Origin of the sequence: Arthrobacter roseus (genome assembly GCF_016907875.1) — a bacterium.
Classification (GTDB): Bacteria; Actinomycetota; Actinomycetes; order Actinomycetales; family Micrococcaceae; genus Arthrobacter_J; species Arthrobacter_J roseus.
This window is the reverse complement of record NZ_JAFBCU010000001.1, coordinates 1,276,327-1,287,305: the sequence shown is the minus strand read 5'-3', so window position 1 is coordinate 1,287,305 and position 10,979 is coordinate 1,276,327. Positions and strand designations below refer to the sequence as shown.

Here is a 10,979-nt window from a genome sequence, read left to right as displayed (position 1 = left end):
AGTCATACCGTCAGTCCACGACGAGTCCGGAACCCGTTCCCTGATACACCGTCACCGGGTAGATCTCACCGAAACCCCGAACGGACTTTACTTCCCCAGGCACCAACACAAACCTGTCATTGTCCTGCAGAGTCACGGCAGTTGAAGCATCCACAAGCACCGTTCCCGGCTCCGCCAGGGCCGTCAACCGTGCTGCCAGATTGACGGTAGGGCCGTAGATATCGCCCAACCGGGAAAGGATCCTCCCCCACACCATCGACACACGCGCCGAAGGCAGAAGCTCATCTTCGGTGAACGCCTTGGCCAGGGCGAGCGAAATTTGCGCACCCTCCACCGGCGTATCCGCGATGTAGAGGACTTCATCGCCGATCGTTTTCACCAGGCGCCCACCACCGACCGCAATGATCTCCGCGCACATATTCTCGAACCGCTGCACCAACTGGGCGAGCGTCTTTTCATTCATCTGCCGGGACAAACTCGTGTAGGACACCAGATCTGCGAATCCCACCGCGCGGGCCAAGGGCAACGGGGCGTCGTCGTCCGGCGTGGACGGGACATCACCCTCTGTGACCAGACCCGCCTCCGCGCGCAGTGCCAGCCGCTGCACCGCGGCATTCAACTGGCGCCGCCATGCGTAGACCAGCGTTTTCTCCAGCGGTTCGATGAGAGCAGGCAACCCAGCCACGAGCCGCTTGCGCGCGTCCACATCGGTGAGCTGGTGCTGGTCCACCAATTCCTCCACGAGGGCCTCGACCTGCCACACCACCATGCGGTCCGTCATCTGACCGATCGACCGGGCAATCGAGATGACAGCTTCCTCCGTGAGCTGCTCTGTGCGGACCATGCCCACCATGGTTGTCAACGCCTCCTGGTCATTCGGGGTGAACGCGACGTCCTCGTCCCCGAGGTTCGCGAAACCCATAGCACGCCAGAATTTGCGGGCAGACAACAGGGACACCCCTGCGCCGGCTGCGACTTCGCGTCGCTTAAGGGTGCGCTCTGAGCCTAGAAGTTCAATTTCCAGGTCGCGGATGGTGCGTCGGTTGACGTCTTCCGTGGACTCCTGCTCGGCAGGCTCATCCGCCGAACCACCATGCGGCGTCTGGGGCAGTTCATCCCACCCGTCACTACCGCCGGTCATCATCGATCCATTCCGTTTCGCGTCCGAGTTCCACGTCCATATCTACACCATCAAACATCACGGTCATGGGAAGTTCCTCAACGGCTCCCACAACATACTCCTTGAACGCGTGAATATGCGGCACGTCCCGATACTGCACGCTGCGGTCCCGGCCCAGATCCACGCTCAGCGTCCCGCCACCGAACATCCGGTCCGTCAGGGACTGGGAACTATCCAGCTGATAAATCACCGGCAGTGGCAGGTCATGTTCACGCCGGCTCAGGATGCCTCGCCTGAAAATCAGCCGCCTATTGGTCAAGACAAACCTCGTGAATAACCACGCCAGCAACGGGTAGAACACCCATCGCAGGAACATCAGCATCAGCACCACCAGAACGGTCGGCACCAGCACCGGAAGCCACTGCGCAAGCCCCGAGGGGTGGGCCGAGCGGCCCGCCCAGCCCAACCAATATGCCGCCGCACCAGTGAGAATCAGCCCCAGCAGGACCGGCCACAACAAACACCGACCCTGCGGCCGGGCAGCGACAATGACGTGCTCACCGGCATGTAAGCGCAACCGCATGGTGTGCCTCCTGCCCGGTAGAGTTTCGCTGACCAATATCCAGCCACCACCAGATTACCGGTGGCTAGGGTCCGGTCCGTCTCAGATGGACCACGTCGCCGGCTGACACTGTGTGCATGACGTTCTGGTTATCTCGAATCTGCAGGCAACCATCCCGGTCGAGACCGGTGGCATAGCCCACCACCTGTTCACCTCCAGGAAGCTCCGCACGGACGTGCTCTCCGATCGTGTTCATGACAGCAGCAATCTTCGCGGCCAGCGAGGTACCGTCCGGCCATGGTGTGAACGCGTCACCGCCGACATCGCAGAAGCTGCGGTAGTTACGCGCCAGGGCACGCAGATAGGCCTTGAGGAGAATGTTTCGGTCTGTCGTCGTCGCATACTCCAACAATAGGGAGGTTGCGCTGGTCACCGGCAGCTCGTCGTCGGTCAGGCAAACGTTCACTCCGGCACCGACGACGACGGCTGGCGGCGTGCCGTCCGGGCTGTGCACCATCTGCGCCAGCAGACCTGCGAGCTTACGGTCATCCACCTGAACATCATTGGGCCATTTGATGGTCGCCGGCACCTGCGCACGGTCACGGACAGCGTCAACAAGTGAGAGCGCAGCCAGCAGCGAGAGCCACGAATAGCTACGGGTGGGAACGGGAATCTGGTCCGCATTCGCCGGACGCAGCAGGACGCTGACAATGATCGAGCTGCGCTCAGGGGCGGTCCAGGTGCGCTCCAAACGGCCACGGCCGGCCGTCTGCATTTCCGCGGTCAGGACACTGAGATCGGGCCAAACCTCCCGGCCCTCCAGCGCATGGGCAACCAGATCCGTATTCGTGGACCCCGTTTCATTCACCAGCTCAAGGCGGGAAAACGGTCCCCGGGGAGCACACAGAGCCTCAACCAGCTCACGTTCATTTAGGCCCGGACGTTCCAGATTGGAATAACGATGGCTCATGAGCTCAATCCTAGGCGGGACTCTAGAGGAACATGTCGCGGACCAGCTGGTCCTCCGGCGCGCCCAGACTGTAGGTGGTGAAGTCACTGACGCCTTCCTCGCCGAGTGCCTGCTCATCGGTGTAGAAGTTTCCGGTACAGCTGCGCGGGTCACGGGTAAGAATTGCGTGTGCAGCATCGGCAACGATGTCCGCGCTGCGGGCGGCCTGGACCATCTTCTGGCCGCCAGGCATATTACGGATCGCCGCAGTATCAATGAGGGTGCAGGGCCACAACGAATTCACGCCAATGCCGTCCGGACGCAGCTCCTCGGCTAGACCAAGCGTTGTCAGGCTCATCCCATACTTAGCCATGGTGTAAGGAAGATGCGAACCCGCCCACTTCGGGTCCAGATTCAGCGGTGGTGACAGAGTCAAGATGTGCGCCGCCGTCGAGTTCTTCAAGGCCTCGATGGAGAACTTGGACAGCATGAGTGTCCCGCGGACGTTGATGTCGTGCATCAGGTCATAGCGCTTCATCGATACCTCGCTCGTGGAGGAGAGGTCGATAGCCGAAGCGTTGTTGACCACAATGTCGATCCCGCCGAATTCCTTGACGGTGCGTTCAACGGCGCCCACGACGTCGTCGTCGTTGCGGACGTCCCCCACGATTGCCAGAGCACGGCCGCCGGCCTGCTCAATAGCTGCCGCCGCGGTGTGCACGGTGCCTTCGAGCTTGGGATGTGGCTCCCCCGTCTTGGCCATGATGGCAACGTTGGCGCCGTCGCGGGCCGCGCGTAAGGCAATGGCCAACCCGATTCCGCGGCTTCCACCGGACATGAGGATAGTGCGTCCCTGAAGGGAACGCCCCGAGTGGCTTTGGGCGGTTGACGTGAGCGCATCTGTTGTCATGACACCAGCCTAAACCAGGGTCATTTATTATGTTACCCGTCAGTAATATGCAATTCGGGCCAACTCATATCGACCGACCTTGTAGGGTCTCCACAGCTAAACGACATAAAGAGCCCACTAGACTGAACTGGACACCGGGATTGTTGTAGATAACCTACTTAAGTCCCGAAACTAGCAACCGCGATCCGGAGAATTGATGAGCAGCGAACAGGCGATTGACCTTTCCACCACTGCGGGAAGAATCGCGGACTTTCGCCGGCGGGAGGCGGAGTCCCTGCAACCCTCGGGCGCCGCTGCCATAGAGAAACAGCACAGCCGTGGCAGGAACACCGCCCGCGAGCGCATTGACATGCTCGCGGATCCGGGATCGTTTGTGGAGTTCGATGCCCTTGCCGTTCACCGGTCCACCTCCTTTGGTATGGAACGCAAAAAACCCCTGGGCGACGGCGTCGTCTCCGGTTACGCGACGGTCGACGGGCGTCTGATCGCTGTTTACGCTCAAGACTTCAGCGTCTATGGCGGGTCATTGAGCAAGGTCAACGGCGAGAAAATTGTCAAGGTCCAGGAATTTGCGCTGCGCAATGGCTGCCCCGTCGTGGGCATCAACGATGGCGGAGGCGCCCGGATCCAAGAGGGCGTTGCCTCCCTGGCGATGTTCGCTGATATCTTCCGTAATAACGTCCATGCCTCGGGAGTGGTCCCGCAGATCTCTCTCATCATGGGTCCGTGCGCCGGTGGCGCAGCGTACTCACCGGCGCTGACGGATTACGTGGTGATGGTGGACAAGAGCTCACACATGTTCATCACCGGACCAGACGTCATCAAGACCGTCACGGGTGAGGACGTCGACATGGAAACTCTCGGTGGTGCCCGGCAACACAGCACGACTACGGGGACGTCCACCTATCTTGCCTCCGATGAGCGCGACGCCATCGAGTTTGTCCGTGAGCTTCTGGACTTCCTTCCCTCGAACAACCTCGCTGAAGCTCCTCCGGCAGAGTTTGACGAAGAGCTCGAGATCACGGACGAAGACCGGGCGCTGGACACACTCATCCCCGACTCCGCCAACCAGCCTTATGACATGCACAAGGTCATTGAGAACATTGCCGATGACGGCCACTTCCTGGAAATGCACGCGCTCTACGCACCCAACGTTGTAGTGGGATACGCACGCGTGGAGGGTCATACCGTGGGGATCGTCGCGAACCAGCCCATGCAGTTCGCCGGGACACTGGACATCAGTGCCTCCGAGAAAGCAGCACGCTTTGTTCGTCACTGCGACGCCTTCAACATTCCCCTCCTGACCCTGGTCGATGTGCCGGGTTTCCTGCCTGGCAAGGACCAGGAATTCAACGGGATCATCCGCCGGGGTGCCAAGCTGCTGTTTGCCTACGCCGAGGCGACAGTGCCCAAACTAACGGTTATCACACGCAAGGCGTACGGCGGTGCGTACATTGTGATGGGCTCCAAGAAGCTCGGCGCGGACATCAACCTTGCCTGGCCCACCGCGCAGATTGGCGTCATGGGCGCTCAGGGAGCCGTCAATATTCTCTACCGCCGGGACCTCGTCGCTGCCGCAGAAAATGGTGAGGACGTTGAGCAGAAGCGGGCAGAGCTGGTCCGTCACTACGAAGATGAACTCCTGAACCCGTACCAGGCTGCCGAACTTGGCTATATTGACGCCGTGATCGCCCCGTCGGATACGCGCCTACAGATTGTGCGCGGGCTGAGGGCGCTGCGCGAAAAACGCGCTTCGCTACCAGTCAAGAAGCACGGGAACATTCCGCTATGACCACGCTAGAGGACGACGGCGACCGCCCAGAACCGCTGCTGCAGGTGGTTTCCGGCCACCCGACGCCAGAGGAATTAGCTGCCTTGACCGCCGTCGTCGCCGGTTTGGGTTCAGTGCCGGAAGACTCGACACCGGCGGGAAACCCGCGAACGTGGGGTAGGCGGGAGCTGGCACGACGACGGCTTTCACCCGGCCGTGGAGCGTGGAAACGCGGCGCTCACTAGGTAACATTTCCTGCTCAGCAGCACGAACGTCCTGCTCGGCTTGGAATCAAAGGCCACGTTGCGGTTAGGCTTTGGGTGTGACCTACGAAACAGATTTTACGCCTCTGACCGACCTAGCGGATGACTCTGCCCGGCCTAAAACGGCCATTGACGCAGTGGCAGACGCCTACGCGGAATCCGCCCTGGAACTCGATCCTGGGTTCGCCACCAGCATGGGTATGCCGGGCCGTGAGACCGAATACCGGGATTACTCCCCCGCCGGCCACGAAGCCTTCGCGGAAGTGACCAGTGAGACTCTTCGGCGGCTGTCGGACCTTCAGCCCAGTGACGACGTCGATGCCGTCACCCTTGACGCGATGCGTGAACGTCTTGGTCTGGAACTCGAGATCCACGAAACTGGCCTCAACCTCGCGGACCTTAACAACATTGCCTGCCCTGCGCAGGACATCCGGGCGATCTTCGACCTCATGCCCACCGACACGGCGGAGCAGTGGGGCCATATCGCTGGGCGCCTGGCCAACGTGACGGAAGCTCTGGGCGGCTACATCACCTCGCTTCGCGAAGCCCGCGACCGCGGTATCGTCTCCGCTACCCGCCAGGTTCAGATCGTCATTGAACAGACCCGCCGCTACGCAGCCGCGGACGGCTTTTTTGCCACCATGGTGGCTGAGGCTTCAGCTGCTGAGGGCGAACTGAACGATGTATCCCGGGCAGATCTTGCATCCGGTGCAGAATCCGCCAGGAACGCCTACAACTCACTCGCTGACTTCCTCGAACAGGAACTCCTGCCCGTGGCACCGGCAAAGGACGCCGTGGGACGCGAACACTACTCGCTGATGTCCCGCCGCTTCCTCGGATCCGAGGTCAACCTCGAGGAAACCTACACCTGGGGCGTTGAAGAGCTGGCCCGCATTATTGCGGAGCAGGAGCAGGTTGCCAACGAAATCAAGGACGGCGCCACCGTCGAAGAGGCCATGAAGATCCTCAACGAGGATCCCTCGCGGCAGCTGCACAGCAAGGAAGAACTCCAGCAGTGGATGCAGAAACTCTCGGACAAAGCCGTATCGGAGCTCGCTGGCGTCCACTTCGACATCCCCGACATCATGCGCACCATCGAATGCATGATCGCGCCCACCGATGAAGGCGGCATCTACTACACCGGGCCAACAGACGATTTCTCCCGGCCCGGACGTATGTGGTGGTCCATTCCAGCCGGCGAGGAAACTTTCACCACCTGGAACGAAACCAGCACCGTCTACCACGAGGGTGTTCCGGGACACCATCTGCAGGTTGCCACGGCCACCTACCGCCGCGATATCCTCAACAACTGGCGGCGCAACATGTGCTGGACCTCCGGTCACGGTGAAGGCTGGGCGCTCTATGCGGAACGGCTCATGGAAGAACTGGGCTATCTGAAAGATCCCGGCGACCGGATGGGCATGCTCGATGCCCAGCGCATGCGCGCCGCCCGCGTTGTCTTCGACATCGGCGTCCATCTGGAACTCGATATCCCTGAGCGTTGGGGCCATGGCACCTGGACACCGGAGTCAGGCTATGAATTCCTGCGGAAGAACATCGCGATCAGCGAGGGGCAACTGAAGTTTGAGTTCACCCGCTACCTCGGCTGGCCAGGCCAAGCACCGTCCTACAAGATTGGCCAGCGTCTCTGGGAGCAGATCCGCGACGAACTTCGCGAGCGCGAGGGCAGCAGCTTTGACCTCAAGGCTTTCCACAGCCGTGCACTGAATATGGGATCTGTGGGACTGGACACACTCAGGCGTGCACTTCTGGACTGATGCAAGGGCTTTCTACCACCTATAGCTGCGAGATGACGGACATTTACGCTCATCCCGCAGCTATATTACTGTTCACCAACATGAGCGTCCGCGTAACATTTCTCAATCTAGAGTTTTCTTGCTAAATGTTCACCTTTACGGTTTCCAAGTGAGCACAAACATCAGCCCCCAGCCAACGCGCAGGAAAATTCCCCGGTGGATGACTTCCTTCGGCCCCCAGATCATCGCCGGACTACTCCTTGGCCTCGTCCTTGGACTGATCGCCAAGTACACCGGTCACACAACTGAGACCCCCAATGCCCTCGGCACCACTCTCTCGACTATCGGTTCGAGCTACGTCACTCTGCTCAAGGCAGCTGTTGTCCCGCTCATCTTCACCGCCGTCGTCAGTTCCATCGCTAACCTGCGGGAGGTCACCAACGCGGCGCGCTTGGCAGGACAAACCCTGCTGTGGTTCGGGATCACCGCATTGATCGCCGTAAGTATCGGCATGGTGCTCGGCACCGTCCTGCAGCCGGGAGCGAACTCCTCGGCTACCCCGCCCGAGGACTACACGGGCGGCACCGGCAGCTGGTGGGCATTCCTCGAGGGACTGATTCCCGCGAACTTCCTTGGTCTCGAAGCTTCAACGCAAGCCGTCGACACCGGTGACCTCACCACATCCTTGAGCTTCAACGTGCTGCAGGTTCTTGTCGTCGCCGCCGCCATCGGCATAGCCGCCCTGAAGGTCGGCAAGCCAGCCGAACCGTTCCTGGCCTTCAACGCCTCCGCTCTGGCCGTCATTCAGAAAGTCCTCTGGTGGATCATCCGGCTGGCACCGCTGGGAACCGTTGGGTTGATTGGACGCGCCGTCGCCACCTATGGCTGGGACACCATCGGCTCCCTCGGAAAATTCACCCTGGCCATCTACGTTGGTCTCGCCCTCGTGCTCTTTGTGGTCTACCCCATCCTGATCCGAATGCACGGCCTATCAGTGAAGCAGTACTTCTCGGGCGCTTGGCCCGCCATCCAACTGGCTTTTGTTTCACGCTCCTCCGTGGGAACGCTTCCACTGACGCAGCGCGTCGCAGAGCGCAACCTCGGAGTACCGCGTGCCTACGCATCCTTCGCTGTCCCCCTCGGCGCGACCACCAAGATGGATGGTTGCGCGGCAATTTACCCCGCAATTTCTGCGATCTTCGTGGCCCAGTTCTTCGGTGTGGACCTCGAACTCGTGCACTACCTGCTCATTGCCCTTGTGTCAGTGCTTGGCTCTGCCGCGACCGCCGGAACCACCGGCGCCGTCGTCATGCTCACCCTCACGCTATCCACGCTGGGACTGCCGTTGGCCGGCGTCGGGTTGCTGCTCGCCGTTGACCCGATCCTGGACATGGGACGCACCGCCGTGAACGTGGCCGGGCAAGCGCTCATACCCACCATCGTTGCCAAGCGCGAAGGCATCCTGGATCACGGCCTCTACAACGCGGAGCGCACCGGCGACCCGTTCGCCGATGATTCAGCACCAGTCGAACATGCCGTTCCTATGGAAGAATCCGGCGCCGTGCCTGCTCTGGTCGGCTCTGGTTCAGGCACTCGAGACGCCTGAGGCAATCCAGGGCAGGAGGAGCCGCATGCCATCATGGTGTGCGGCTCCTCTTCGTTAGGCTGGGTCTCATGACCGATTCCCCTCTCCTGATCCTGGCCTCAGCCTCCCCCGGACGCGCAAAATTGCTGGCCGACGCCAGCATCGGCTTCGATGTGCTCGTCTCAGACGTCGACGAAGCTGCCGTGGCAACCCACTATGGGACGCCCGAGCCCCACGAACTAGCGCTGCTGCTGGCGCGGGCCAAGGCGGAGTCCGTCGCCGCCCGGCCAGAAGCCGAGGGAGCAGTGGTGCTCGGCTGCGACTCCGTCTTTGAACTCGGCGGCGTTGCTTATGGAAAACCGTACGAGCCCGACGTCGCCCGCGAACGCTGGACGCACATGCGTGGCCAAACCGGTGTGCTTCACACCGGCCACTGGCTGATCGATAACCGCGACGCGGATTCAGGCGGGGCCGGGCTATCGGCTGGTTCGGGTGCCACCATCGGCGCTGTAGCCTCAGCCAGTGTCAGTTTCGCCCAGGTGAGCGATGAGGAGATTGACGCCTACGTTGCCACCGGTGAGCCCCTGCCCTGCGCCGGTGGATTCACCATCGACGGACGCGGAGGCGCATTCATCACGGGCGTGGACGGGGACCCCCACGCCGTCGTCGGCCTCTCCATCTCGACCCTGAGGGACCTACTCGGCAAGACCGGGCTCTCCATCGTCGACCTCTGGGTTTAGTCCGGACGGGGCGTCACCTTTTTTCGCGCTGCACCCTCTTCCGTGGAGATCAGTGGCTCCCACCACGCCTGTTCAGTGCCCGGCGCCCCTCTTCCGTGGAGATCAGGGGCTCCCACCACGCCTGTTGTGCACATCAAGGACTGCAGCCTCAAATGTTGTGCAGGTCAAGGGCTATCTTTTGCCGTCAGAGCCCCTGACCTGCACAACAGACGAGCTAGGGTGCGACGCCGGTCCGCGCTACCCCTGCCAACCACGCCGTTTCAGAGCGCGCTGCACCTTGGCGGTCACCCAATTTTCACCTGAACCCATGTCGTCCTTATTGATCTTCACCTGGATCCACCCAAGCTGCGCTGTTGTGTAGTCCCGCTCGTGGTCGCGGCTTTGCTGCGCGGTGGTGAGATGGTGCGCGCCCTCGTACTCAATGCAGATGCGGAACGCCGGACACCCCAGATCGGTCCAGATCTGTGGATCGCCGGTTTCATCAAAGATCGGGGTGTTCGGCACAAATTCGGGAAGTCCTTGGCGCTGCAGGATGAGCCGCAGACGAGTTTCGGGCGGCGAGTCCACGCCCAACCGCATCAGGGCCAGCGCTTTCCGTGCCTTGGACAACCCGGAAGTGGCTGACTTGCTGGCAATGTAGGCGTTGAGGTCTTCCATCGAGACTTTCGGGGTGCGCCGACGGCCAAAATTCCGCTGATGCTCACTGACGATCTGGTCCCCGGCAACGACAAGTTCGTCCAGCGACAGCTGCGAGGACAGATCCAGCCACGTCCTGGCTATAGACGTCACTCGAACTCCCTTCACCAGCACCACTTCATCCTGCTCCAGCGCCAAACGGTGCCCAATAATGTGTTTCCGCCTCGGTACTGCCTGCCCAGGACTTCGCGCCAGGTGAAGGCGCGGTTCGTCGTCGACCTCTTGGGGCAACACCAACTTGTGCAAACGGCCGGCCGTTCCGTGACTGATGACGCTACCCGGCAGTAATTGCACGTAGGGACTGCAGCTTGCGGCCAAGTCGAAGGCGCTATGCACTGACACTCGCACGGACCTACTGGGTGATCTGAGATCACCGGCGCGCAACCTGTCCCTGGACACTCCCATGGACATGGCGTGTTCGAGGATGAACGGCGAGGTTTCCAGGCCATTCGGTAGCGGTTTGGCGGCAGTCACCCTACCTATTAGGTCAGAAACGGACCCGGGGTGCAGAAGTTATCCACAGCCTGAGCAGAGGGGCCCTATTCTGTCGTGCAGATCGCGGGCCTAGCAGTATGTCTGTCGTGCAGATCGCGGACCTAGCAGTATGTCTGTCGTGCAGGTCAAGG

10 protein-coding genes are annotated in these 10,979 nt (G+C 61.2%); 5 read left to right on the top strand and 5 right to left on the bottom strand.

Features of this window, described 5'->3' with window-relative positions; genetic code table 11:
* Positions 1-10 precede the first annotated feature (10 nt).
* The 4 genes from JOE65_RS06430 to JOE65_RS06415 form a co-directional block, all read right to left on the bottom strand.
* Positions 11-1,144 carry an adenylate/guanylate cyclase domain-containing protein gene (locus JOE65_RS06430; protein ID WP_205162438.1) on the bottom strand — a complete coding sequence of 378 codons (1,134 nt, stop codon included), beginning with the start codon at positions 1,142-1,144 and terminating at the stop codon, positions 11-13.
* Positions 1,128-1,703: a PH domain-containing protein gene (locus JOE65_RS06425; protein WP_205162437.1), complete on the bottom strand. Its 576-nt coding sequence runs from the start codon at positions 1,701-1,703 to the stop codon at positions 1,128-1,130. Before JOE65_RS06425 ends, JOE65_RS06430 begins: the two co-directional genes overlap by 17 nt.
* 64 nt (positions 1,704-1,767) lie before the next feature.
* A complete protein-coding gene (locus JOE65_RS06420) occupies positions 1,768-2,652 on the bottom strand; it encodes a biotin--[acetyl-CoA-carboxylase] ligase (protein WP_205162436.1) in 885 nt (294 codons plus the stop codon).
* Positions 2,653-2,674: 22 nt separating this feature from the next.
* The gene (locus tag JOE65_RS06415; RefSeq protein WP_205162435.1) at positions 2,675-3,541 is read right to left on the bottom strand and encodes an SDR family oxidoreductase; all 867 of its coding nucleotides are present in this window, start codon (positions 3,539-3,541) and stop codon (positions 2,675-2,677) included.
* A 196-nt stretch (positions 3,542-3,737) separates the two neighbouring features.
* On the opposite strand from JOE65_RS06415, the gene JOE65_RS06410 reads away from it, so the two are divergent.
* The 5 genes from JOE65_RS06410 (at position 3,738) to JOE65_RS06390 (ending at position 9,657) form a co-directional block, all read left to right on the top strand.
* A complete protein-coding gene (locus JOE65_RS06410) occupies positions 3,738-5,333 on the top strand; it encodes an acyl-CoA carboxylase subunit beta (RefSeq protein ID WP_205162434.1) in 1,596 nt (531 codons plus the stop codon).
* A complete protein-coding gene (locus JOE65_RS06405) occupies positions 5,330-5,557 on the top strand; it encodes an acyl-CoA carboxylase subunit epsilon (protein WP_205162433.1) in 228 nt (75 codons plus the stop codon). Before JOE65_RS06410 ends, JOE65_RS06405 begins: the two co-directional genes overlap by 4 nt.
* Before the next feature lie 77 nt (positions 5,558-5,634).
* Complete coding sequence (locus JOE65_RS06400; RefSeq protein WP_338021563.1) at positions 5,635-7,353, top strand: DUF885 domain-containing protein; 1,719 nt, start codon at positions 5,635-5,637, stop codon at positions 7,351-7,353.
* Positions 7,354-7,552: 199 nt separating this feature from the next.
* On the top strand, positions 7,553-8,938 hold the full coding sequence (locus JOE65_RS06395) for a dicarboxylate/amino acid:cation symporter (RefSeq protein WP_205164057.1): 1,386 nt from the start codon (positions 7,553-7,555) through the stop codon (positions 8,936-8,938).
* Between the two features lie 68 nt (positions 8,939-9,006).
* Positions 9,007-9,657, top strand: a complete 651-nt coding sequence (locus tag JOE65_RS06390) for a Maf family protein (RefSeq protein WP_205162432.1) — start codon at positions 9,007-9,009, stop codon at positions 9,655-9,657.
* Positions 9,658-9,894: 237 nt separating this feature from the next.
* On the opposite strand, the gene JOE65_RS06385 is transcribed toward JOE65_RS06390, so the two are convergent.
* Positions 9,895-10,827: a hypothetical protein gene (locus tag JOE65_RS06385; RefSeq protein ID WP_239536637.1), complete on the bottom strand. Its 933-nt coding sequence runs from the start codon at positions 10,825-10,827 to the stop codon at positions 9,895-9,897.
* Positions 10,828-10,979 lie beyond the last annotated feature (152 nt).

Bases quoted from the DNA above. Each gene is read 5' to 3' on its own strand.
- JOE65_RS06430 (WP_205162438.1), bottom strand. From the start codon at position 1,144: ATGATGACCGGCGGTAGTGACGGGTGGGATGAACTGCCCCAGACGCCG.
- JOE65_RS06425 (WP_205162437.1), bottom strand. From the start codon at position 1,703: ATGCGGTTGCGCTTACATGCCGGTGAGCACGTCATTGTCGCTGCCCGG.
- JOE65_RS06420 (WP_205162436.1), bottom strand. From the start codon at position 2,652: ATGAGCCATCGTTATTCCAATCTGGAACGTCCGGGCCTAAATGAACGT.
- JOE65_RS06415 (WP_205162435.1), bottom strand. From the start codon at position 3,541: ATGACAACAGATGCGCTCACGTCAACCGCCCAAAGCCACTCGGGGCGT.
- JOE65_RS06410 (WP_205162434.1), top strand. From the start codon at position 3,738: ATGAGCAGCGAACAGGCGATTGACCTTTCCACCACTGCGGGAAGAATC.
- JOE65_RS06405 (WP_205162433.1), top strand. From the start codon at position 5,330: ATGACCACGCTAGAGGACGACGGCGACCGCCCAGAACCGCTGCTGCAG.
- JOE65_RS06395 (WP_205164057.1), top strand. From the start codon at position 7,553: ATGACTTCCTTCGGCCCCCAGATCATCGCCGGACTACTCCTTGGCCTC.
- JOE65_RS06390 (WP_205162432.1), top strand. From the start codon at position 9,007: ATGACCGATTCCCCTCTCCTGATCCTGGCCTCAGCCTCCCCCGGACGC.